Source organism: Siphonobacter sp. BAB-5405, assembly GCF_002872335.1.
Classification (GTDB): Bacteria; Bacteroidota; Bacteroidia; order Cytophagales; family Spirosomataceae; genus Siphonobacter.
Map to the genome: position 1 here is coordinate 87,396 of NZ_NJAG01000021.1, position 24,927 is coordinate 112,322.

Below are 24,927 nucleotides of genomic sequence, written 5' to 3' on the forward strand. Positions count from 1 at the left end.
GATTTAATGCGGTTTAACAGACAATAGTGGCTAAAATTAGCTGATTATATAAATAGAAGTACTCGTTCTGGAAATCATCCCACTTTTTCTCCGATTCCTGCCTTTTCCCTGACTTTATATTCCGTGGTTCGTTCGGAATTGGAAGCCATCAGTTCGCCTAGAAAGCCCGCGAGAAACAGCTGAAAGCCAACGATAATAGCCGTTAAAGCTAAGAAAAATTTAGGATCGTCCGTCAGGTTTCGAAACTTATGACCTGCGGAAACACTGTAAATTTTATCAAAGGCCAGCCAAAGCGTTGCTACAAAGCCCAGCAGAAAGGAGATAACTCCGAAACTGCCGAACAGGTGCATGGGTCGTTTGCCGAAGCGATTGACGAACACGATGGTCAGCATGTCGAGCAGCCCGTATATAAAACGCTCTAAACCGAATTTGGTTTTACCATATTTTCGAGCCTGGTGCTGTACGACCTTCTCACCGATCTTCCCAAAGCCATTCCATTTAGCTAAGATGGGGATATTTCGGTGCATTTCGCCGTATAGACGTACCGATTTAGCAACGGGTGCGTCATAGGCTTTTAAACCACAATTAAAATCGTGCAGGTGTACGCCCGAAACCCAGCGGGAGACGGCATTAAACAACTTGGTCGGTAGCGTCTTCGTGAGCGGATCGTAACGTTTCTGCTTCCAGCCCGAAATCAGGTCGTAGCCATCTTCGGTAATCAGGCGGTAAAGCTCCGGAATCTCGTCCGGGCTATCCTGTAAATCCGCATCCATGGTGATAATAACCTGACCCTGAGCGGCCTGAAATCCCGTATGTAAAGCGGCAGACTTTCCGTAGTTCCGGCTAAAACGTAGCCCTTTGATCTGCGGATTTTCAAAAGAAAGCTGGCGAATCACCCGCCAGGAATGATCGTTACTTCCATCATCTACCAGAATCACTTCATACGTAAACTGATGTTGATTCATTACCCGTTCAATCCAGGCACAAAGTTCGGGAAGCGACTCCTCTTCGTTGTACAGGGGGATGACTACGGATAGTTGCAAAGGATATGGTGGCATTTGCGTAAAGTCCGATAAACGGAAACGTTTGGCGTTTTAAGAATAACCCTCGAACGGCGAAATTCATTTCATTTCGGAAAATGGTGCGGACCGCTCTCCCCTTAAAACGCTCACCTCTTAAAAAATCAGGTAGTAATCTTTCAGCAAAGCTACGAAATCCGGCGTGTACTCATTCGTTTCATCGCGGATACAAAGTACTTCGGGCGTAATTTCTGCGGGAGTGGCCTGCCGGGTAAAGAGCGTCAATAGCCTGAAGGCGGGTTTTCCGGGATCATTTTTTAACGCCAGTTGCTGCTGTATATGCAGTCCGTAGGGACGTAATTCCTTCGCTAGTAAATCGGTTTCGAATACGGGCAGTAAAACGGCAAACCGACCTTCGGGGGCCAGATGTTTGTCAACTGCCACTGCTAGTTCGGCGAAAGATAGCCGTTCGTCGTGGGCTGCCCGGTTTCGGCCTTCGTTGGGCGAACGCAGGTAATTCTGAAAAAAAGGAGGATTGGAAATAATGAGATCGTACGGATGCTCAGACGTAAAGGACTGAATGGACGTTTCGTAAATGTGTATGGTTTCAGCAAAGGGACTTTCCTGCACATTGGTACGAGACTGCGAAGCCGAACTCGGATCAATTTCAACCGCGTGGATGTGGTAGGGGGGAGTTAGTCGCTGGGCAAGCATGAGTGGCAATAGTCCCGTACCCGTACCAATGTCGAGAATGCGATGACTCTTCTCTACGGGCGTCCAGGCACCCAGCACGCAGGCATCCGTGCAGACTTTCATGGCCGTCTGCTCCTGCCAGATGGTGAATTGTTTGAAACGGAAGTATGAATTACGAGCCAAGGTCTATACGCTACTGAAGAAAACGAATGTAAAGATTATTTCCGACCAAAATCAGCCGGATTTTCACCCCAGTATTCGGTTTCCCACTTTAAAATTTTCGTTGAAAAGGTATTGTTCTTGAGCCAGGTTTCGGCCCGGTCGATCAGCTCGAAAAGAATTTTATTCTGATCGGTCTCGGGAAGCTTAGTGTTGGCGTGTTTGTTGCGTACCCAGCTAATAGCCGTCCGCGAATCGGAGTAAAGCGGCAGCGGACTATTGTGCTTTTTCAGGTGAGCCAGTCCGTGCACAATCGCCAGAAATTCCCCTACATTATTCGTACCATCCGCAAACGGACCCATGCGAAAAATGAGCGTACCCGAGGGATACTCGACTCCCTGGTATTCCATCACACCGGAAGCCGTATTCCAGGCCGCATCCACGGCCAGGGCGGGAGTGATGGGTTTGCCCACCAGTGAGGCATTTTTAGGGGCAGCGGGTTGTTTTTTGGCCGTTCCGATGTGTTTGTACGGATTCTCCCGAAAGGCCATAACGGCCTGCTGCTTGTCTTCAAACGACTTATACTGGGCTCCATTAAAGCCTTCGATCTGGGCTTTGGCGTCTTCCCAGTTATCGAAAATACCGGGGTGCCGTCCCTGCCAGACTACGTAATATTTGGTTTTCTTACTCACGGGGCAAAGGTAAGGGGAGTTTAGGGAGTTTTGAGCGGCCACCGCTGCGGTTTTGAGTTTTCCGTTTTCCGTTTTCCGTTTTCCGTTTTCCGTTTTCCGTTTTCCGTTTTCCGTTTTCCGTTTAAGTAGGATAAACCTGGTAAAGGTAGCGGGAGGGGTTGTCCGTAGTATGTACTACGGACTTTTTAAGTTGGTAGGCTGTGCCTACCGGGCGGGATGTTCCCCGCATTGCATACGGGGCTATGGATATTGAACCCCTTCGGGGTTAGTGGTTATTACCAGGTTTTTCTTTTTTTATTTTGGAAACCTGGTTAAACTAGTGGGGCAAGTGGTGCGTAGCGTTTGATGGTACGTTGCCGTTGACAAGCTGGGATATGTACCTGTTTGAAATCGCCCTTTCCAAATCTCAACGGAAATAAACAGCAGAGCGATATTCAGGTTTTTAGGAATGCTTGAGTGGTACGAGGATACTAAAACAATTCAGGTTGTAAAAGATAGGCAAGCGAAGCCTTGATCTTTTACAACCCGAGTATAAAATGCAATGAACCACTGAAAACAGTAAACCGGCTACTGAAAACTACACCAACTCCTTGTACTGCATCCGATGCAGATTAGCGTAAGGACCTTCTTTTTCGAGCAGTTCTTCGTGTCGTCCGGCTTCAACGATGTGACCTTTGTCGAGGACCAGAATCTGATCGGCATTCTGAATGGTACTGAGGCGGTGAGCAATTACGATCGCCGTACGACCTTTCATCAGCTTAGTAATAGCCGCTTGAATCAGTTCTTCGGTCTCCGTATCTACGGAAGCCGTAGCCTCGTCTAGAATCAGGATTCGAGGATTTCGTACTAAAGCTCGTACAAACGAAATTAACTGCCGTTGCCCTACGGAAAGCGTAGCCCCGCGTTCCATGACGTTGTAATCGTAAGTACCCGGCAGACGTTGGATGAATTCGTCAGCTCCCACGAGGCGAGCGGCTTCAATGACCTGCTCCCGCGTAATCGTCGGATCGCCCAGCGTAATGTTACGTTCGATTGTATCCGAAAACAGGAATACATCCTGCAATACCACGCCGATCCGGCTTCGTAACCAGCCCAGCTCGTAGTTTTTCAGATCGACATCATCAATCAAAATCTGACCCTTCTGAATTTCGTAAAAACGACTCAGCAGGTTAATAGTCGATGATTTACCCGCTCCCGTAGCTCCGACCAAAGCGATGGTTTTTCCGGCGTCAACCGTAAAAGCAATGTTTTTCAGAACGTATTCTGGGTCATTGTAGGCAAACCAGACATTCCGAAACTCTACTTTTCCGTGAAGTTCGGCGGGCGTATACGTTCCTTCATTCTGGGTATATTCTTCGGAATCTAACAGTTTCAGAATACGGTCGGTACTAACGACACCCATTTGCAAGGTATTGAAGCGGTCCGCCAGCATCCGAATGGGTCGGAAAAACAGGTTAATGAACATGATGAAGGCGGTGATGGTACCGTAGCTGGTTTGCAGGCCAATAACCTCCTTCGCTCCGTACCAGACAATCATCCCCGTAGCCATGGCCGCAATCACCTCAGCTACCGGATAATAAATCGAATAGTACAGAATAGACTTGACGTTCGCGTTACGGTGCTCCTGATTGAGCGTCTCAAACTTCTTCTGTTCGATGGGTTCCGCACTAAAAATCTGAACGATATTCATGCCCGTAATGTGCTCCTGAACAAAGGAGTTCAGGTTAGCCACCGCCGTCCGTACTTCAGTAAACGACTTCTTGACTTTCTCCTTGAAGATGTACGTGGAAATCAACATCAGCGGAACCGTACTCAGACTGATTAGTGAAAGCCGCCAATCCGCGTACATCATCACCGCAATGATCAATATGAGTTGCAGAATATCTCCGGCGATGCTGGCCAGACCTTCGGAAAAGACATCCGCGAGTGTTTCTACGTCCGAAATGGTACGGGTAACCAGTCGGCCAATGGGTGTATCGTCGAAGAATTTTAACCGCAAGTACAGAATTTTTTCGTAGAGTTGAACCCGGATATCCCGAATGATGGTTTGACCCAGCCAACCCGACAGGTAACTACTGGCAAACTGCGTCAGGCCCTGGACCACTAACAAAGCTACCATGGCGATAAGCATGGTAGTCAGGCCCTGATAATCACTGACGGCAATGTGATGGTCAATGGTATAACGAATCAGCAGGGGTGTCAGGGGAGCTAATACGGCTCCCAACAGAATCAGTACCACCAAACTGATAAACTGTAGGTTGTAAGGTTTGATAAACTGAAATAATCGCTGAATAATTTTCCAGTCTACGATCTTACCACTAACTTTTTCTTCGGCCACGTGAGGAAAAGATTATTATTTCTAAAATGGGTATGCAATCCCTGAGCGAAGGTAACGATTTCCCCGTGATAGATACGCGGGGTCTCACCGGAGCCTTTCTGTCGCCGTAGCGGGTAGATAGGCTGTCCACCGGGCCACATGCAGGGATACAATGCGATTATCCGTACAAAAGTTTCAACGAATGAACTCCAACTGGATTTTGATCATCAGCAGTAGTCTGATTCTGGTTTCTTACCTGTTTAACTTCATTACTAAGAAAACGAACATTCCTTCCGTTTTACTACTGATTAGTTTAGGCGTAGGGTTGCGGCTTTTCGCCGATAGCCGGGGTTTTTACGTGGGCCGGGTCAATGATACGCTGCCCGTTTTGGGTACGGTTGGACTCATTCTGATTGTACTGGAAGGAGCCATGGAGCTAGAGTTGGATCGCAAAAAGAGTAAGCTGATCTGGCAATCCTTACTGGCAGCTTTAGGAATTTTGCTGGCTACGGCTTTCACGATGGCGACGCCACTGGCTATTGCGTACGGCGATTTTCACCGTGGACTGCTGAATGCGGTACCGTTGGCGGTTATCAGTAGTGCGATTGCCATTCCCAGTGTAGCCAACCTGACGGACCCCCGCAAAAAAGAATTCATTACTTACGAAAGTTCGTTCTCCGATATTCTGGGTATCATGCTCTTCAATTTTGTATTGATGAATGACGAACTGACCATGGCGTCGATGCTGCATTTCATCGTGGAAGTCGTTGGTATTCTGCTGATGTCGCTGCTGGGTTGTATCGTACTGGTGTATTTGATGAGCCGGATTACACAGCACGTCAAGTTCTTCCTCATCATTGCTCTACTCATTCTGGTGTACTCGCTGGCCAAGCTCTTTCACCTGTCGCCGCTGCTACTGATTTTGGCGTTTGGGTTAATGATGAACAACATCAATCTGGTCATTCCTAACTTCCTGCGTAAATACCTCATTCACGATAAACTGGACGAAGAATTACCCGTATTCAAGTCCATTACAGCCGAAAGTGCCTTCCTGATTCGTACGTACTTCTTCGTACTGTTTGGTTTCTCGATTGATTTACATTCGCTTACTAATCCCAAAGTCTGGTTGATTGGTGGGATCATGGTAACGACACTGTACGCCATGCGAGCCATGTATCTGAAGTGGATTTTAAATATTCCCTTATTGCCGGAATTGTTCATTGCTCCCCGGGGCCTGATTACGATCCTGATCTTTTTTGGGATACCAGCTACCATGGTTCTACCGGATTTCAGCGGGGTACTATTGTTCACGATCATCAGTACCAATGTCATCATGTCGGCAGGTCTGATTTACTACGGACGACAAACCGGAAAAGTGATTGCGGCTCCGGAGCTATCCGATACTTCGGATCTGCCAGCGGGGAGTTAACAACGAAAAGCCCCTTTCGAACGCGTTCGGAAGGGGCTTTTCGTTAAAAGAAAAATGCCTTTATTCACTCAGATAATTTCCGTAGCCAACGACCATAACCGACAGGATGATAGTCGCGATTCCCGTCAGAATCGTACGATACGTAGCGGGCTGTACGCCTTTCCATTCTTTCAGGTACAGACCCCAGAGATTGGAAATGATGATGATACTGGCCGTATGTAAAATCCAGGAGCTGGCTCCGTTGCCCAACTTGCTTTCACCCATACCGTAGAAAAAGAACTGGAGAAACCAGGTCGTTCCCGCGATGGCTGAGAACACGTAGTTATTCAGCAGCGGTGTCTTGGAATCGGTATAGTTACCAAAGGTTTTATTGCGGAAATTTAGCAATAACGACCAAAGTAAGTTGGTCGTTAAACCACCCCAGAGTACGACGACGAAAATGACATTATTCTGAAACAGCGGATTACAACCCGCGGTGATCGCTTTCAAAGCCATCGGCTTTCCGGCTTCGATACCGAAGTTGAAGCAGGCACTCAGAATACCGGAGAAGGTGGCTACAATCAGACCCGTCCAGAGGTTGAATTCCTGTACACTGGCTTTTTTCTCTTCTTCGGAAAGATCGGCTTCTTTCATGACGCCCGCCCGTCCGCAAATCACAATGCCGATGATACAGATGAGTACGCCCAGGAGTACTACTTTGCCACCCGTAGAATTAATCATCTGCGTAATCGTTCCTTCGGTTTCCTGGGTAAAGAAATCGCGGTAAATCGGGGGAATCAAAGCACCGAAGGCTGAGCAAAAGCCCAGTACCACTGACTGGCCAAGGGAGAGGCCCAGGTAACGCACGGATAACCCAAACGTAAGGCCACCGATGCCCCACAACAGTCCCATCACGTAGGTCCAGAACAGCGTATCGCTATCGGTTTGCCGAATGATGGCCATGAAATCAGGAATCGTAAGCCAGGCGGCCACGTAAGGAGCGATTAGCCAGGAGAATAGACCACCAATGATCCAGTAACTTTCCCAGGCCCACTTTTTTACGCGTTTGAAAGGAATATAGAAACTGCCGGAAGCGAACCCACCAATGAAGTGGAAAATGACACCAAAGAGAGCCTGCATAAAGAAAGAGTAGAGGTATTCGTAATTCCCAAAGCTAGGGAAGTTCGGGGATTTTAACCATCCCGTACTGTCGGGGGAATAGGCTTTTTCGGGTGTTTGCTTGAAATATTTGAATACTTTTTCTGTCAATAAAACGAATCTGAGCGTCGCATGAAAATGCCACGGATCAGTAATCCATGGCATTCCGACGAACCTTCAACCTTTTTCTATACTACACGCAAAACGTGTGTTCGTGTGTAGCACACAAACTGGGTATACAACGCAGGCCGTTCGTAAGCGGGTATGAATCAAGAGAAAAGATGCGATGGAATGCCGAACAAGCACGATCAAAAACCTTAAAAAATAGAAACCCCGTCCGAGTACCTGGGACGGGGTTTTAGGCTTGATGAAGAGAAGTCTAATTTAAAAACTCGTAGATACCGGCTACGCCCTGGCCACCGCCGACGCAGGCCGTGACCATGCCGTATTTTTGCTGCCGCCGACGCATTTCGTGGAGCAATTGCACCGATAAACGGGCTCCGGTAGATCCCAAAGCGTGACCTAAGGCAATGGCTCCACCGTTGGGATTGACCAGCTCGGGATTGATCCCCAGTTCCTGAATCACCGCCAGCGACTGGGCCGCGAAAGCTTCATTCAGTTCCACCTGCTCAATATCGTCCAGTTTCAAACCGGCCTGTTTCAGAGCTTTGGGGATGGCCGCCACGGGGCCAATACCCATGATCCGGGGTTCGACGCCTGCCGTAGCGTAGCTCATCATCCGGGCAATGGGTTGCAGGCCCAGTTCGTTCACCAGCCGCTCGGACATGACCACGACAAAGGCCGCTCCATCGGAGGTTTGCGAGGAATTGCCCGCCGTAACGCTACCATTGGCCGCAAAAACGGGTTTCAGTTTCGCTAACGCTTCCAGACTCGTATCCGCCCGGGGACCCTCATCAAGAGCTACGGCGTATTCTTTCGTTTTTTTCTTGCCACTCAGGGGATCAAAGAAGGTTTCCTGCACTGGAATCGGAACGATTTCTGCATCGAAAATCCCTTCTGCCTGAGCTTTCAACGCTTTCTGATGGCTGGCCAGAGCAAAGGCATCCTGAGCTTCCCGGCTGATTTTGAACTGTTGAGCGACCTGTTCCGCCGTAAGCCCCATGCTGAGGTAGTAGTCCGCGTGATTCTTGGCAATGTCGTAGTTGAGAGCCGTTTTCCAGCCCATCACCGGCACCAGCGACATGGATTCCGTACCGCCCGCAATAATGCAATCGGCCCAGCCCGCGTGGATTTTGCTCGCGGCCATGGCCACGGCTTCCAAACCGGAACCGCAGTAGCGGTTAATCGTCAGGCCCGAAACGGTTTCGGGAAGGGCCAGTAGCGAAATATACCGACCCATCTGCATGCCCTGTTCGGCTTCGGGTACGGCGTTGCCGACGATGAGGTCATCGACGCGGCTGGGGTCCAGTTGAGGAATCGTTGAAAGGGTATGTTTAATAACCGTAGCCGCCAGATCGTCGGGGCGAGTAAAGCGTAAACCTCCCTTGGGAGCTTTACCGACGGGGCTACGGAAACCGGCTACAATGTAAGCGTCCATGAAATTGTTGAATGATTTGAAGACAATTTATTTACTTTCTGGGAAAGAAGAACGTGTACGTGCGTTTTTCTGATTCAATCGCTCCAAGATTGTTTTTAAAACGAATGAGACCCTCGTTGCGTTCGCCGTTCTCCGTGGAGATTCCCAGATCCAGAAGTTCGTACCCTTCGCGTTGACAAAGCCGATACAAACCCGCATACGCCAGAATAAGCGGACTGGAGCTTAAAAAAGCCGGATCATCGGCGGGATACAGGGTATACAGAATCCGATTATTGATGTGAACCGTTACGATTAAAGCCGCCAGCACGGTATCCTGTCGCACGGTGAACACCCGAAAAATGTCGGGCAACTGCTGAATTGACTGTTGTAATTGCTCCAGCGACAGGGTCATCGGACGGTTTTTCCGCCGCCGGGCTTCGGCTATGAAGGCGTGTACCTGCGGCCAGTCGGGTTCCACCCATTCAGAAAACGTAAAACCTTCCCGCTCACTTTTCCTTAATCGACGTAAAGTGGAGGTGTGTAAGTGCTGTTCAATGGGTAAGGAAGAAACCGGAAGGTGCTGATTCAGTTCGGTGGTCGTGACCCGAAAACCAGCTTCTGTAAACAGACGATGCAGATGAGAAGCTAAATCGGGATTGAGTCCATCTGGAAAACTGCGGAGTTCAAGAAAAGGTACAGTTGAAACTTCGGAAAGAACAGCCTGTACGAATATCTGCAACGCTGAAAGCGGAACGTCAGTATTCGTTTCGATTCCACCAAACGTCGCCCGGCGGGGACTGATGGCTTTTTCGGGCGTCATAAATACCGTAAGCCGGGCCTGTATCTGCTCCGCTTTCAGTAAAAAAAAGGTCAGTACCCGGTCGCCCGGCTGTACCTGGGTTTGAAGGTGAAGGGGTTCATTAAACAAATAACGTTCAAAGGGGAGGGTCGGAATAGCTTCTGAAAACTCAACGATCCGTACTGTATACGTAGCATCCATAAGAGGAGCAAAGTACAAAAATCCTGGTTTCTGGTTACGAGTTGTTGGTTGATTGTGACGTTGACCAAGGGAAATTAGGTAACAGATTCTTTAAAGGTAGCCTAGTATAGCCCTCTATTTCTTACTAATAAACGCATTACCCTTCACGTAGAAACGATAGGGGAGTTCTACGCCTACTTTAATGCCAATTCGCGTCGTCTGGACCACGTCGAAATCGTGTAAAACGGCCGGTTCGATAAACAACGGACTATCCTGAATCATCCAGAAATTCATCTCCTTGGTAATAGCCATGGCGTGTACCAGACTCGCCGGACCCTTGCACAACTGCGTCGGTTTCAGTACCCGATCGGCGTAGGTTTTCCGAAAAACTGTTGAATTCGTTGCTGGGCGGCAATACGGCGTTCCGCCATCAAATCCAGCCCTTCCGTCGGTTCCAAAGCCCGGATCAGAACAGCCTCGCCAATACCTTCGCCACCACTGGAAATATTGACGCAGTAATATTGACCATAAATCTGATACACGTAAATCATGCCTACTGGACCGAACATGGGGGCATTGCGAACCGTCTTTCGCGTGTAGGCATGGCAGGCCGGATCGTCTTTTAGGTACGCTTCCGTTTCGACGATAATCCCCGCCGTGCGGCCCTCGGGACTGTTATGAACCAATACACATCCCAGTAAATTACGGGCTAAATCGAGGGAAGGTTGCTGATAGAATTCGGTAGTGAGCGGCATAGAGTACGGAAATAAAACACAAATACGGCGTACGGAATAAAACCATTCCATACGCCGTAGGATACGCTCTGACGTTTACAAAGAGTAGCAGTCTAGCTGTAAGTTTAGAAACGTTACCTTTTATCAATCTCCTCAACCCCGAAGGGGTTCAATATAAATAGCCCCGTATGCAATGCGGGGATGCCGGATTGAGATTTGCAAAGGCAGTTGGAAACTGCCAGATGGTAGGTACAGGTTTGGAAACTTGCACCAGTACAAAGTATAAACCTACCCTACATTACTATAAACGTCTACTATACCAACTACCTTAACCCGAAGGGATTCAATGTACATAGCTCCGTATGCAATACGGGGAACATGGGTATGGGAATAGTTACAACACGTTCGCCGTTTGTTCCTTAATTTTCTCCAGATCGTCTTTCATGCCTACGACCAGTCGCTGCAGGCCCGCATCATTGGCTTTTGAGCCGATGGTATTGATTTCCCGTCCAATTTCCTGAGCCATGAAACCCAGCTTTTTGCCGTTGCCTTCCTGGATGATTTCCCGGAAATAATCGAGGTGTGTTTGCAGACGTACTTTTTCTTCGGAAATGTCGTATTTCTCGACGTAGTAGACCAGTTCCTGCTCGAAGCGATTTTTATCGAAACCGTCTTCCCCGAGTAAATCCGTAATGGTTTTCAGCAAGCGTTCGCGTACTGCCGGAATCCGCAGTCCATCCTGTTCAGCAACCTGCTGTAAACCTTTTTCAATCCCGTTGATGCAGTCGCTGAAAATACCTTCGAGTACCTGTCCTTCGCGTTCGCGGAAGGCCTGGCATTCGGTCAGGGCCAGACGCACAGCTTCCAGAGCAGTTTTCCACTCGTCTTCCGAGCTTTCTGTGACTACTTCGGTATTCTGGGCGTTCGGCCAGGTTAGAGCCAGCTTGAACATTTCCAGGTCGTCGAAGCTATTGCTCAGGTGGTAGAAGCTTTCCCGTAAATCCTGAAAATACGCCTTTACGAGCGGACGGTTTACGGAAACGGAGGCTTCGGCTTGGGCCGTCTTGGTAATACTGATATTCAGCTCAATTTTTCCGCGTTCGAGTTCAGCCGAAAGGAGATTACGCAGTTCAATTTCCCGACTTGATAAACTTTTGGGTATTCTGCAAAAAATGTCTAAACCCTTGGAATTTAGTGTTTTAATTTCGGCAGTTACCTGAAAGCCATCCGCTTCCAGAACGCCCCGGCCAAAGCCGGTCATCGATTTCAACATAGTACAGAAAATATGAACAAGAACGACTAGGCTTCGGGGTTCTCGTCCGGTTTAGCGTTGGTTGGCGGCGTTTTGGCAATCAGTAAAGATTGAGAAATCGCTAATAATTTTATCTGGGCTTCCCGGTTTTCCGAAGGCTCTGATTCAGCGTCCGGTTTAGGTCGCTGGTTCTGGTTTTCCCGCCGATCCGGGCGTGGTTGACGCTCGTCTCGCTGGAAACGGGGGTTGTTATTCCGATTCTGCCGGTCTTCCCGCCGGGGCCGTTCATTGGGACGTTGTTCTTCACTTCCGGCAGGGGTCGCATCCGCACTGGCTTCCTGCGGAGGCCGCTGGTTTTGATTTTCCCGCCGATCCGGGCGTTGCTGACGATCTTCCCGCTGGGGACGATTGTTTCGATTTTGCCGATCCTCCCGCCGGGGCCGTTCATTCGTGCGTTGCTCTTCGGCTTTGGGTTCCAGGGGTTGTTCGGCTATCGGGTCCGATGCAGGCAAGTCCGTCGCTACGGGTGAGGCAGCTGGACGGCGGTCTTCCCGGGGTGGGCGATTTTCGCGGTTAGAGCGGTCTTCCCGATTGGGACGTTCTTCGCGATTGGAGCGATCCTCCCGGGCCGCTCGTTCTTCGCGGGGTTGCCGCTCGTCGCGGTTCGGGCGATCTTCCCGGTTGGGACGATCTTCCTTCGCGGAGCGGGTCGAAGTTTCCGTTCGGGGATCCCGATCATCCGTGACGGGTAGTTCCGTCATGGCTGCATCATTCTGGTGCTCAAGTCCCTGAGCTTCCAGGCTTTCCCATTCGGTACGGTGCCGGACAATGTCCAGAGCCGAATACAACGCGTGTAGCATGGAACTGGGATCGGCTACATTTTTACCCGCAATATCGTAAGCCGTACCGTGATCAGGACTCGTCCGAACGATGGGCAGACCCGCCGTAAAGTTTACGCCGTCTTCAAAAGCCAGCATCTTAAACGGCATCAGGCCCTGGTCGTGATACATGGCCAGAATGGCGTCGAATTTCTTCCAGCTGCTGGCTCCAAAAAAGCCATCGGCGGGGAAAGGTCCGTATACCAAATGATTTTTCTTGCGAAACTGATCGATTACGGGCAGGATGACATCCTTTTCTTCGTTGCCCAAAAGTCCGTCTTCACCCGCGTGCGGGTTCAAACCCAATACGGCCACACGGGGCTTCTGAATACCGAAATCTTCCTTTAAGGATTTGATAATCTGCGTCAGCTTCCGGGAAACCGCGTCCTGATTGATGTTCGAACGAACCCGGCCCAGGGGTACGTGACCCGTCACTACGCCTACTTTCAGGCGTTCAGATACCATGAACATCAGGTATTCGGAACTGCTGAAGGCTTCGGCGAGGTATTCGGTATGTCCCGGAAACTTAAATTCTTCGGATTGAATGTTGTACTTGTTGATGGGGGCCGTCACCAAAGCCGAGAGATGTCCCGCTTTCAGGTCTTCAACGGCTTTCGCCAGACTCTGGTACGCGGCCTGTCCGGCTTCGGGTACTACTTTACCCGGTTCAACGTTGGTCTGGCTGTCATCGAAACAGGTGATGACGTTGACCATCTTGGTATTCATCTGATCAGCAGCGGGGGCCGGATGCAGCTGCCAGTCTTTCATGTCGTACAGATGCTTGTAACGGTTCAATACCCGCATCGATCCGTAGACCACCGGCGTAAAATGTTTATTGAGTTGATTTCCGTGTAAGGCTTTCAGGATTACTTCGGGTCCGATACCGTTGTAATCGCCCAAAGTGATGCCAATAACCGGTTTCTGTGCTTGCTCGCTCATGATCGTTTCATCCAGTCAGATTTGGGGTTATACTGACCTTGAAAATCAGGATAACTGGGCGAAGTTACGGCATCCATCAGGGAATTGGCCCTGCGGGAAGTCTTTTTTTGGCAAAGACCGAAGTAGGTAAAGCTTATTTCCGGCGTGTCAGGGCCACCCAAACCATCCTTTCCTTTCACTCAGGGAAACTCTGGGCTTTGAAAATGGGTTGAATAATACGCACTTTCATGGGCGATACGAAAGTTTTAACTTTGACCTTTTATCAGCAATACCAGCCCAGTTTTGGCTAACTCCTTCTGCGATGAAACGAATTTTTGTTTGTGATGAAATGCACCCCAGCCTGTTCGAAATGCTTGACGGAGCCGGGTTTGCCTATACCTATCAACCCAAAGCCAAGCGGGACGAAATTCTCGAACAGATTGCCGACTATGAAGGATTGATGATCCGCAATAAAACCCGCGTGGACGAGGCTTTTCTACAGGCCGCCACGCGTCTGGAATTCATCGGTCGGGCTGGGGCCGGACTGGATCTGATTGACCGGGAAGCCTGCGATCGCCATCACGTACGCCTGTTTGCGGCCAATGCCGGGAATATGGATGCCGTGGGCGAACATGCCCTGGGCATGTTACTGGCTCTGCTCAACCATATCCATACCGCCGACCGGGAAGTACGCCAGAAAATCTGGTTACGCGAAGCCAATCGTGGTACCGAACTGGGCGGCAAAACCGTTGGTTTAATTGGGTATGGGCATAACGGACAGGCCTTTGCCAAACGACTGAGCGGCTTCAACGTGAACGTACTGGCTTATGATAAATACCGGGATCATTATTCGGATGCCTATGCCAAGCAGGCCACGGTGGAGCAGCTTTTTGAGCAGGCCGATGTACTGAGTTTGCACATTCCGCTGACGGAAGAAACGAGTTATCTGGTACGCGAAGATTTCATTAGTCAGTTTCAGAAGCCTTTCTACCTGATCAACTGTTCGCGGGGAGAAATCGTACAACTGGCCGCCGTGTTGCAGGGATTACAGTCTGGAAAAATCCTGGGAGCCTGCCTGGACGTACTGGAAAACGAAAAACTCCACCAGTTACCCGCCGGTCCCGACGAAGTGTTTGATTCCCTGATTCAATTGCCGAATGTCATCTTCACACCGCACGTAGCGGGCTGGACGCACGAAAGCTACGTCCGGATTAATGAGGTGCTAGTGCAGCAGATTGCGGAGGCGTTTGGGCAACCGCACAACAACCAACCAATAACCAAAAACTAACTTGCTTTACCCAAAAAACATAGAAGAAAAACTCGGATTCGACCGGATTCGTCAGATGCTGAGCGAGGCTTGCCTGTCGTCGCTGGGCCGGTCGTTTGTGGAGAAAATACGCTTTTCCGATCGCTTTGACCAGATCCAGAAAATGGTAGGTCAGGTGGCCGAAATGAAGGAAATTGTGGCTCACGAGCCGGATTTTCCGCAGTCTAATTACATCGACGTTACCGAACAGATTGCCAAAGCCCGCATTGAAGGGGCTTTTTTGAACGAAGAGGAATTTTTCGATCTCAAGCTTTCGCTGCGTACCATTCAGAGCATTCAGCGATTTTTCGAGAACAAAGAAGAACCTAGCTTTCCGTACCTGCGGGAACTGACCGTACAGGCGTTTCAGGAACGCAAAACCGACGATGAGGATAAACCCCGCCGGAGCAAAAGCGATGAGCTATCGCAGTTACTCAAGGAAATTGACCGGATCATCGATGATCGTGGTCGGTTGCGGGACAATGCCTCGGCGGAATTGCAGCACATTCGTCGCGAACTGATTGCTGAACAGGCCCGTCTGCGGCGGACGCTCGATTCGATGTTACGGACGGCCCAACAAAACGGATGGGTACCCGAAGGAGCAACCATGACCGTGCGAAATGGCCGGATGGTGATTCCGCTGGTGGCCGAGCATAAGCGTAAAATTCGCGGCTTCGTACAGGATGAATCGGATTCGGGGAAAACCGTTTTTCTGGAACCCGCCGACGCTCTGGAATCGAACAATGAAATTCGGGAACTGGAATCGCGGGAACGCCGGGAAATCATCCGTATCCTGACCGATCTGACCTCGAAAGTGCGTCCGCATACCGAAGAACTCAAGCGGGCGTATACCTTTCTGGGGATCGTGGATTTCATTCGGGCCAAGGCTAAACTGGCGTTGGAAATGAACGCCAACGCTCCATTTTTCGTCCAGCAACCCCTCGTGGACTGGCACGGTGCCCGGCACCCACTTTTGCTGATGAGCTATCAGAAACAGGGCCGGTCGGTGGTACCGCTGCACGTGAAACTGGATGCCACGCAACGCATTTTGCTCGTGTCTGGTCCCAACGCCGGGGGTAAGTCGGTAATGCTGAAAACGTTGGGTCTGATCCAGTATATGTTCCAGTGCGGCCTGCTGGTACCGGTGGATGATTTCTCAACGATTGGTCTCTTCCGGAATCTGTTCATGGACATTGGCGATGAACAAAGCCTGGAAAACGACTTGTCGACGTACTCGTCGCACCTGACCAACATGAAGCATTTTCTGTTGCATTCGAACAAGAAAACGCTGTTTCTGATTGACGAGTTTGGTACGGGAACCGAGCCGAGTCTGGGGGGGGCCATTGCCGAAAGTATCCTCAACGACCTGAATCGCTCGGGAGCCTACGGCGTCATCAACACACACTATTCCAACCTGAAGACCTTCGCCGACCGTACGGAAGGGCTGGTGAATGGAGCGATGCGTTTTGATGCCGAACACTTGGAACCGCTCTACGAGCTGGAAATCGGGAAGCCCGGTAGTTCGTTTGCCTTTGAAATTGGCCGGAAAATTGGTTTGCCCAAGCCCGTACTCGACGCAGCCCGGCAGAAGCTGGACCGCCATCAGGTAAATTTTGAAAAGCTATCCAAAGAACTGGAAATCGAGAAAAAGGTCTTTCAAGATCGGAACGCCCAGAATTTACAGCGGCAACAGGAACTGGACAAACTCACCGAGCAGTACCAGACGCTGAAAAGTTACCTGGATACGGAGAAAAAACGGCTGCTCAACGAGGCCAAGGTTCAGGCGAAAGAACTGCTTCGGGAAGCCAATGCAAAGATTGAAAATACCATTCGGGAAATTCGCGAACAGGGAGCTGAGAAGCTGGCTACCAAGGAAATCCGTCAGCAACTAACTGATTTTTCAGCCCAGAAGCTCACGCAGGAAGTGATTGCCCCACCCAAAGCCGCCCCGACCCCGACGAACGAAGTGGAAGTTGTGGGCGGGACTATTACGGTAGGCTCACTGGTCCGGATCAAAGGGCAGAGTACGGTGGGGGAAGTACTGGACCTGAAGGGAAAAGATGCCGTTATTGCCATTGGCGATCTGCGTACGACGGTGAAAGCGAACCGTCTCGAAAAGGTTTCCCGCAAAGAATTCAAAGCCGCTACGGGCGACGATAAACCCCGGGCCAAGCTCACCGGTGTAGATTTGAATGAAAAAGCCATTAACTTTTCTTTCAATCTGGACGTACGGGGCAAACGCGGCGAAGAAGCGATGGTAGCCGTCGATAATTTCATGGACGATGCCATTATGCTGGGGTACCCCGAACTGCGAATTGTGCACGGGAAAGGCGATGGTATCCTGCGTCAACTCCTTCGCAATCACCTGCGTACCTACGCTCAGGTGGCCGGTATGGCCGACGAACATCCCGACCGGGGTGGGGCGGGGGTTACGGTAGTTCAGATGAAATAACCTTACGGATTTCAAAGCTTACAGAGGCTCATTCGTTCAAACTAGCGAACGAATGAGCCTTTTTCCTTTCTGGTTCTTCGCTCTTTTTTCTCTAGTACATTCGTCGAAAAATGCTATTTTGCAGCGGTCCTTCACAACCCTATGGTTCGGAATTTTTATCGAAACAGGTATTAACCAAACGAACGCTTTTTAGTTAAGTATTCAGAACCCCAGTCCGACTTTCAGGAATTTCCAAACCCTTGCGGCAGGTCTGAAATAGGTTACTCATTTGCAGCCTTTTATCATTTGTTTTACACCACGTATGGCGAAGTCAAGCATTCAACTAGAACCTCAACCTCAGGAAAGTTTGTCCGGGCAATCGGCTGATCCGACTTCCTCTGTTTCTTTCAAAGCCGTCGAACCGCTCAGTCGCTTTTCTGAGTTCGATATTCATTTGTTTGCGTCGGGTAAACACTTTAAACTGTACGAAAAACTCGGCTCACACGTCATGGAGCACGAGGGCGTCACGGGTACGTATTTCGCCGTATGGGCTCCGAATGCCAAGTACGTATCCGTGATTGGCAACTTCAATTACTGGAATCGCGGAGCGAATGCTCTGTACGTACGCTTTGATAGTTCGGGTATCTGGGAAGGCTGGATTCCGAACGTGGGCAATGGCGAGGTATACAAATATTTTATCGTAGCCAATTCGGGCGAAGAACTGGAAAAAGGCGATCCGTACGCCCTGCGTTGGGAAGAGCCACCCTCCACGGCCAGTATCGTTTGGGATACCTGGTACGAATGGAACGACGCCGACTGGATGCAGACGCGAGGGGAGAAGAATAAACTCAACGCCCCCGTTTCGGTATACGAAGTTCACCTAGGCTCCTGGTTACGCGACCCACAGGACCCGGATCGTCGTTTACGCATTCCCGAGTTTGCGGATCGTCTGGTTGATCACGTCAAAGAATGCGGGTTTACGCACGTGGAGTTTATGCCCGTCATGCAACACCCCTACGAACCTTCCTGGGGGTATCAGATTACGGGGTATTACGCCGCTAACAATAAATACGGTACGCCACAGGAGATGATGATGCTGTTCGAAAAACTGCATCAGAATGGCATTGGCGTCATTTTGGACTGGGTACCGAGCCACTTCCCGGGTGATACCACGGGCTTGTTTTACTTCGATGGGTCACACCTGTACGAACACGCCGATCCCCGGCAGGGCTATCACCCCGACTGGAAATCCTATATTTTCAACTACGGTCGGAACGAAGTGCGAAGCTTCCTGTTATCAAACGCTGTTTTCTGGCTGGACCGTTACCACGTCGATGGCCTGCGGGTCGATGCCGTCGCTTCCATGCTGTACCTGGACTACTCCCGGAACGCGGGTGAGTGGGTACCCAACGTGTTTGGGGGCCGCGAAAATCTGGAAGCGATTTCGCTATTCCGCGACCTCAATACCATCATTTATCAGGAATACCCCGATACGCAAACCATTGCCGAAGAATCAACGGCGTTCCCCGGCGTATCGCGTCCGGTGTATACGGGCGGACTGGGCTTTGGGATGAAGTGGATGATGGGCTGGATGAACGATACGCTGAAGTACTTCGAACGAGATCCGGCCTATCGTAAATATCATCAGGATCAGTTTACCTTCAGTACGGTTTACGGTTTTACCGAAAACTTCATGTTACCCCTCTCGCACGACGAAGTGGTCTACGGGAAGGAGGCTCTGGTTTCGAAAATGCCCGGTGATGAATGGCAGCGTTTTGCGAACCTGCGATTGTTATTCACGTACATGTTTACGCACCCCGGAACCAAACTGCTGTTTATGGGTGGCGAATTCGGTCAGACGTCGGAATGGAACTTCAAACAATCGCTGGATTGGCATCTCTTACAGTATCCGCCGCATTTGGGTATGAAAGCCTGCGTGACGGAATTGAATGCTTTGTATAAGAAAGAACCAGCTCTCTTTGAGCATAGCTTCTCAGCCGAAGGCTTCGAATGGATTGATACGACGGATCGCGAAAACACGGTGCTGGTGTATAGCCGGAAAGGTTATTCACCCACCGAAAAACTGGTGATCGTCCTGAACATGACCCCCGTACCACGCCCCAACTACCGCATTGGCGTACCAATGCAAGGGATGTACACGGAAATCTTCAACTCCGACGCCATTCGTTTCTGGGGTACGGGCAAGTACGAAAATGGCACCTATATGTCCGAAGCCATCACCTGGCAGGGCAAAGAGCAATCCATCAGCGTAAACATTCCCCCGCTGGCAGCGATTGTGTTGAAGGTTTGGTGAGGAGCGTTTTGAGTTGTGTGTTTAGAGTTTTGAGTTATTGTGAAACGAGAATCCACAGTATTACGCTGAGTTTTTCAACGTAATACTGTGGATTTTATAATGAATGTGAGCATCAACGAACGCTAAACCCTAAACACACAACCCCAAACCCAAAAAAACGCTACAACGGATTCTGCTTCAAATTCCCATTCAGCACAATTTCCGATTCGGGAATGAGGTGGACGACCTGTTTGTCCGTGGCCGGAACCGTTTGCTGACCGGTCTGAATATTATGGTAGCCGGGATAATTCCGCACCAAACTCCGGTTGTTGCGGTACAGATCATAGGCCCGATGCCCTTCAAAGGCCAGCTCCAGCCGACGTTCCTGTAGTACTACATCCAACCCTGACGCTAATCCTTTCAAATCCCACGTACTGAACAAGGCCGTACCGCTCAGTCCCGCCCGCGTCCGGATGGTATTGACATCGGCGATGGCTAGCTCCAGCTGGCCTTTCTTAGCGTAAGCTTCGGCCCGGTTCAAATACATTTCCGACAGGCGTAAAACGACGGGAGAACTTAGCGTAGGAATGCCGCCCTGATTGGAAAACTTGGTAATGTATACCTTATCGATGCCATTCCGCTTTTCCTGTTGGCCCGTCGAGGTAAGTTTCCGCACCAGAAACGAACGCCGCTGATCATTCGGAAACTGATTGATCAAATCCTGATAGGCTTGTGAAGCGTAGACTTCGCCCCAACCCACGCCGCCGGGCGAGGTGTAGTACATGGACCCGATGGCACTCCAGGTTCGGTCGTCCCGGAGCGTATGCTTGATGGCAAAAATGATTTCGGGATTCTGCTCGTTTTCGAGGGTATAGAAAGTCGGCACCTGCGTGGGCGTCGCTAGGGTATAACGCTTACTATTGATAACTAGATTGGCTTCTTCAATTGCCAGATCGTTCTGATTCTGGTAGAGATAGACCCGGGAAAGCAGGGCGTGGGCCGCTTCCGCCGTGGCGTAACTGCTGCTTTTGGCAATCGTCATTAGCAAGGCCGCTTTTTTCAGATCCGCCACAATGAAATCGTAGACTGCTTTCACCGTAGCCCGGCTGGCGTTGTCGTCGGGCGTCAGGTCGGTTTTAATGATAATACCCAGATTGCTTTCGGGACTCTGCGTGTAGGGACGGCCAAACAGGCGTACCAGGTCGAAGTGAATCATGGCCCGCAGGAACAGGTTTTCCCCCAGCAGCTGATCCAGTTCTTTCGACTGCCCCGCCGTAGTCGCCGTGATCACTTTATTACAGCCGATAATCGCGGCGTAACCTTTCCGGTAAATCTGTAAAGCATTGCCCTGATCGGCGGTATGGCGGTAGGTATAGGTCAGAAACAGCGGATCGGTGGTGGTACCGCTCAGCGTCACATTATCGCCCTGAAACTCATTCATGATGTAGAGATTCCGGGTATAATCCAGCGACTTGATAATGGTATAGTTACCATCCGTAGCGGCCCGCAGGCCTTGTTCATTAGTCAATAATTCCGACTCGGAAAGGCCGTCGTAGGGCGTTTTATCGATACTGCACGAAGCCAGCAACCCCAGAAAAAGCGGCAGCGTACGGATAAGAGAGGAGGTCTTCATACGAAGAAAAGATTAGAAGCTCAGTTGAATACCAAAGACGAATTTTTTGCTGAACGGATACTTCGTACCCACTTCACCCGTGCCCGGAATGTCTGGATCAATGCCCGAAAACTTGGTAAGGGTGAACAGGTTATCCGCCGAAGCCGTCAGCCGAAGGCCCCCCAGCTTAGCTTTCTGCAGGAGTTCTGAAGGGAAGTCATAACTCAGACTGATGTTCCGTAGTCGCAGGTAGTTACCATTTTCCAGAAAGCGGGACGAAGGCCGCTGCGAGTTGTTATTGCCACCCAGTACGTAGCGGGGGTGCGTGGCCACGTCGCCAGGCTGCTGCCAGCGAGACCAGCCGTTAGACAGAGCCATGAGGCTGTAACGATCGTAGGCTCCATCGCTGTCGAACAACTGACGATCCCCATTGTAAATCATCGCTCCGGTTGAGTACGAGAAGAAGGCATTCAGTTCCAGGTTTTTCCAGGTCAGTACCTGCCGGATTCCACCGAAGAGTTTGGGGTTGGCGTTACTACCGATGAATTGCAGGGTGGCTTCGTTGTAATTGCCCGTTGAAGCAACCGTACCGTCCGGGTTGACTTTCTCCCACAATGGATTGCCCGTTTGTGTATCCACGCCCAGCCAACGCCGCATGTACCAGCTATTCAGAGGTTGGTTCAGGGCGTAAGGCCGTAAGCTGTTTGCGATAAAACTGGTGTTTCCGTAGAGTTCCGTCAGCTCATTGCGGTTCATACCCGCGTTGATTTCCATCAGCCATTTGAAGTTCTTTTGCTGAATGACATCCCCGGAGAACACCACCTCCAGCCCCCGGTTTCGAACGGCTCCGATGTTTTCGGTGATGTACGCGTACCCACTCGTACCCTGTAGCGGACGGTTGAACAACAGATTGTTCGTCAGTCGATTATACACATCCACCGTCACCGACAACCGCTTCCAGAGCGTTACATCCACACCCAGGTTGGCATTATTGGAAACTTCCCAGGAAAGGTTCGGATTCTCAATTCGTGTGGGATAGGCCGAAGGCACGCCCGCGTACTGATCGGTCAGGTTGTACAGGCCCTGAGCTGCGTAATCGCTGATGCCGTCGGCGTTGCCCGTAGTACCGTAGCTCAGGCGAAGTTTCAGGTTATTGATGTTGCGATGATTCGCCAGAAAGCTTTCGTTGGAAACATTCCAGGTAAAACCAACGGCGTAGAAATTTCCGAACTTCTTGTTGCGGCCAAACTTGGATGAGCCATCCCGCCGAAACGAGGTCGTCACGATGTACTTGTCGTTGTAGCCGTAATTGGCCTGAAACAGGTACGAAGAAAACGCATTGTCATTTTTGGTACCCTGAATGCTCTCGGGCTGGGAGGCTGCATCCAGAATATCCAGCCCGGAAAAAATACCCTTTCCCGTAGCACCCAGCGACTGGTAGTAATAGGTCTGGTACTCATACCCCGCTAATCCATCGAGCGTGTGGCCCCCGGCAAATTCGTGTTTGAAACGCAGGAGGTTGGAAGTCAGCAGGGTATAATCCCGACTGTTGAACTGCGAAAGGCGACCTTGTACGTCAGCGGCACTATTACCCCGGGCATCTTCGGTACTCTCGGTTTCGTAAAAGGTAGTTTGGGCCCGGTTGGTTGTCGAGAGCGTCAGCCAGGGCAGGAGTTCATATTCCGCTTTGAATAACACGTCGCCAGCCAGCGTATTTTCCTTGAACTTCTCAAACTGCTGGTTGTAAATGAAGTTCGCATTATCACGACCGTACCAGGTTTTAGCTCCCGTAATAGGGTTGTAGGGCTTGCCCTCAACATACGGATCATCGTAGGGTAGATAGGTGTAGGCTCCGTAGAGGGAACCGCCACTGTTGTCGTAGCCCCGCGTGTATGTGCCGGCCGTATTGAGCGTCAGGTGCAGTTTTTCGGTTACATCGTGGTTGAAATTGAGCCGTAGGCCGAAGCGATCCAATCCCGTTTCTTTCAAAATCCCTTCTTCCTGATAATAGTTACCGCTGATGAAAAAACGGGTCTTGTCCGAGCCTCCCGAGGCGTTCAGTTCGGCCAGCGTGTTGGACGCCGTGCGGAAGGCCTGATCGAACCAGTTGGTATTCGCATTAGCTTCGGGCGTGGGCAGAAAGCTGTTAATGTTCTGACCGGGGCGATCCCGTTCGAAGGCCTGTTTCTGTACGGCGTATAATTCCGGACCATTCATCAGCCGAAAATTCCCCAGATTCAGTTTACCAATCCCTTTGTTAAGTCGGGCCGTAAGCTTCGTTTTGCCCGCTGCCCCCCGCCGGGTCGTCACGACAATCACGCCATTGGACGCCCGTGCTCCGTATAAAGCCGTGGCCGAAGCATCTTTCAATACCGTAAGCGACTCAATATCGCTGGGGTTGGGGATTCCGCCAATGACGCCATCGACTACGTACAGGGGATCGGAACTGGCGGTAAGCGTACCTACGCCGCGAATGATGATTTTCGGAGCACTCCGCGGATCACCGGAATTGGAACCCACCTGCACACCAGCGGCTTTGCCCTGTAACATCTGCGAAAGATTGTTCGCCGTCACGTCTTTCAGGTTTTTGGGCGTAATGGCCTGAGCCGATCCGGTCAGGTTCTTCTGCGTGGTGGAGCTATAGCCCAGTACCACCACTTCGTCGAGCTGCGTATCTGATTTTTTGAGCGAAACGTCCAGCGTGGTACGGTTTTCAACGGGTACGGAAGCGTTTTCGTACCCGATAGAGCTGAACTCCAGTACCGCCGTCGGTCCGACCTGAATCGTAAACTGACCATTGGCGTTGGTCGTCGTGCCTTGGAGCGTACCCCGAACCACGACACTGACGCCGGGTAAGGGCTGGCCCGTATCGTCACGCACGGTTCCGGTGAGCGAGATCTGCTGGGCAAAACTGCACAGGCAGAACATCAGCCCTAACAAACTCAGGGAGAATTGTTTCATCGTTTTTCTAGCTAAGTGAATGTATGAATCGACTTAAAACTTCAGGAAAGGGCACAGCAATACTGCCCTTGAAACGCTTCAAAGTAGGGTTAGAGTGAATGCAGGACATTCACCAGCAAAAGGAGTCATGGAGCCAGATCCGCCCGAAAGTCAGGGCCGATTCCGGAGATGGCGTTCGAGAATTGGATTAGTGTTCAGACGAAAAAGGAATGTCCCCAAAGCAGTTCATAGGAGTATCGTTTGTGAAATAAGAAGAGGAAGTGCGGCGTGTTCCTGCTGGAATCTGGAATGAAAGTACAACGCAAAAAATGGAAAGTAAAGAGCCTCACAGGGCCTGGGAGGGCGGAAATTGGGCCTGAAAACATGTGCAAACGTTTGCTACGGGATGAACAACCGTTTGTGCAAAAACTAATAATTTATTCGGTGAAAAGTAATTTACGGGAACCGGTTCATTGCTGAGTCGATTTTTTGCCATAGGATCGTTGGTACAGGCTAGCAGAAGCATCGAATTCATTGGAAAAGCCAGCTCTGAATAAGCGTTCAGAACGCCTTTTCTTAACCCGAATGGTCATTTCTGAAG

At 50.5% G+C, this 24,927-nt stretch carries 17 protein-coding genes; 4 read left to right on the forward strand and 13 right to left on the reverse strand.

From position 1 onward, the window contains the following. Nucleotides 1–74: 74 nt before the first annotated feature. The 4 genes from BWI97_RS16530 to BWI97_RS16550 all read right to left on the reverse strand — a co-directional run bounded on the left by BWI97_RS16530 (nucleotide 75) and on the right by BWI97_RS16550 (nucleotide 4,901). The gene (locus BWI97_RS16530; protein WP_102201910.1) at nucleotides 75–1,058 is read right to left on the reverse strand and encodes a glycosyltransferase family 2 protein; all 984 of its coding nucleotides are present in this window, start codon (nucleotides 1,056–1,058) and stop codon (nucleotides 75–77) included. Between the two features lie 117 nt (nucleotides 1,059–1,175). Then, nucleotides 1,176–1,895 (reverse strand): tRNA1(Val) (adenine(37)-N6)-methyltransferase, encoded by a 720-nt coding sequence (locus BWI97_RS16535; protein WP_233207878.1) that lies wholly within the window; start codon nucleotides 1,893–1,895, stop codon nucleotides 1,176–1,178. A gap of 35 nt (nucleotides 1,896–1,930) precedes the next feature. Then, nucleotides 1,931–2,563: a viroplasmin family protein gene (locus BWI97_RS16540; RefSeq protein WP_094811858.1), complete on the reverse strand. Its 633-nt coding sequence runs from the start codon at nucleotides 2,561–2,563 to the stop codon at nucleotides 1,931–1,933. A gap of 577 nt (nucleotides 2,564–3,140) precedes the next feature. Next, the gene (locus BWI97_RS16550; protein WP_102201913.1) at nucleotides 3,141–4,901 is read right to left on the reverse strand and encodes an ABC transporter ATP-binding protein; all 1,761 of its coding nucleotides are present in this window, start codon (nucleotides 4,899–4,901) and stop codon (nucleotides 3,141–3,143) included. A gap of 151 nt (nucleotides 4,902–5,052) precedes the next feature. Between BWI97_RS16550 and BWI97_RS16555 the strand changes: the two genes are divergently transcribed. Then, complete coding sequence (locus BWI97_RS16555; RefSeq protein WP_102201915.1) at nucleotides 5,053–6,309, forward strand: cation:proton antiporter; 1,257 nt, start codon at nucleotides 5,053–5,055, stop codon at nucleotides 6,307–6,309. Nucleotides 6,310–6,369: 60 nt separating this feature from the next. Here the strand turns inward: BWI97_RS16555 and rhaT are convergent, their stop codons facing one another. From rhaT to pdxA, 7 genes are all read right to left on the reverse strand, one after another. Beyond that, nucleotides 6,370–7,428 (reverse strand): L-rhamnose/proton symporter RhaT, encoded by a 1,059-nt coding sequence (gene rhaT / locus BWI97_RS16560; RefSeq protein ID WP_102201936.1) that lies wholly within the window; start codon nucleotides 7,426–7,428, stop codon nucleotides 6,370–6,372. Nucleotides 7,429–7,825: 397 nt separating this feature from the next. Continuing rightward, entirely contained in the window at nucleotides 7,826–9,004 is a 1,179-nt protein-coding gene (locus BWI97_RS16565; RefSeq protein WP_102201917.1) for an acetyl-CoA C-acyltransferase, read from the reverse strand. Between the two features lie 31 nt (nucleotides 9,005–9,035). Continuing rightward, nucleotides 9,036–9,983, reverse strand: a complete 948-nt coding sequence (locus BWI97_RS16570; protein WP_102201919.1) for a GNAT family N-acetyltransferase — start codon at nucleotides 9,981–9,983, stop codon at nucleotides 9,036–9,038. Between the two features lie 114 nt (nucleotides 9,984–10,097). Beyond that, complete coding sequence (locus BWI97_RS29235) at nucleotides 10,098–10,307, reverse strand: DNA-3-methyladenine glycosylase (RefSeq protein ID WP_369679102.1); 210 nt, start codon at nucleotides 10,305–10,307, stop codon at nucleotides 10,098–10,100. A gap of 11 nt (nucleotides 10,308–10,318) precedes the next feature. Continuing rightward, the gene (locus BWI97_RS29240) at nucleotides 10,319–10,717 is read right to left on the reverse strand and encodes a DNA-3-methyladenine glycosylase (RefSeq protein WP_369679103.1); all 399 of its coding nucleotides are present in this window, start codon (nucleotides 10,715–10,717) and stop codon (nucleotides 10,319–10,321) included. 373 nt (nucleotides 10,718–11,090) lie between these two features. Continuing rightward, a complete protein-coding gene (locus tag BWI97_RS16580; protein ID WP_094809201.1) occupies nucleotides 11,091–11,969 on the reverse strand; it encodes a YicC/YloC family endoribonuclease in 879 nt (292 codons plus the stop codon). 26 nt (nucleotides 11,970–11,995) lie between these two features. Further along, a complete protein-coding gene (pdxA, locus tag BWI97_RS16585; protein ID WP_102201921.1) occupies nucleotides 11,996–13,765 on the reverse strand; it encodes a 4-hydroxythreonine-4-phosphate dehydrogenase PdxA in 1,770 nt (589 codons plus the stop codon). Nucleotides 13,766–14,066: 301 nt separating this feature from the next. Between pdxA and BWI97_RS16590 the strand changes: the two genes are divergently transcribed. The 3 genes from BWI97_RS16590 to glgB all read left to right on the forward strand — a co-directional run bounded on the left by BWI97_RS16590 (nucleotide 14,067) and on the right by glgB (nucleotide 19,795). Continuing rightward, nucleotides 14,067–15,032, forward strand: coding sequence for an NAD(P)-dependent oxidoreductase (locus tag BWI97_RS16590; protein WP_102201923.1), 966 nt, complete (start codon nucleotides 14,067–14,069; stop codon nucleotides 15,030–15,032). 1 nt (nucleotide 15,033) lies between these two features. Then, nucleotides 15,034–17,502, forward strand: coding sequence for an endonuclease MutS2 (locus BWI97_RS16595; protein WP_102201925.1), 2,469 nt, complete (start codon nucleotides 15,034–15,036; stop codon nucleotides 17,500–17,502). Nucleotides 17,503–17,803: 301 nt separating this feature from the next. Beyond that, entirely contained in the window at nucleotides 17,804–19,795 is a 1,992-nt protein-coding gene (gene glgB / locus BWI97_RS16600) for a 1,4-alpha-glucan branching protein GlgB (RefSeq protein WP_102201927.1), read from the forward strand. Between the two features lie 160 nt (nucleotides 19,796–19,955). Here glgB and BWI97_RS16605 read toward each other — a convergent pair whose 3' ends face one another. Together BWI97_RS16605 and BWI97_RS16610 are read right to left on the reverse strand one after the other, a co-directional pair. Then, nucleotides 19,956–21,407: a RagB/SusD family nutrient uptake outer membrane protein gene (locus BWI97_RS16605; protein WP_102201929.1), complete on the reverse strand. Its 1,452-nt coding sequence runs from the start codon at nucleotides 21,405–21,407 to the stop codon at nucleotides 19,956–19,958. A 12-nt stretch (nucleotides 21,408–21,419) separates the two neighbouring features. Next, the gene (locus tag BWI97_RS16610; protein WP_102201931.1) at nucleotides 21,420–24,347 is read right to left on the reverse strand and encodes a TonB-dependent receptor; all 2,928 of its coding nucleotides are present in this window, start codon (nucleotides 24,345–24,347) and stop codon (nucleotides 21,420–21,422) included. Nucleotides 24,348–24,927: the final 580 nt, after the last annotated feature.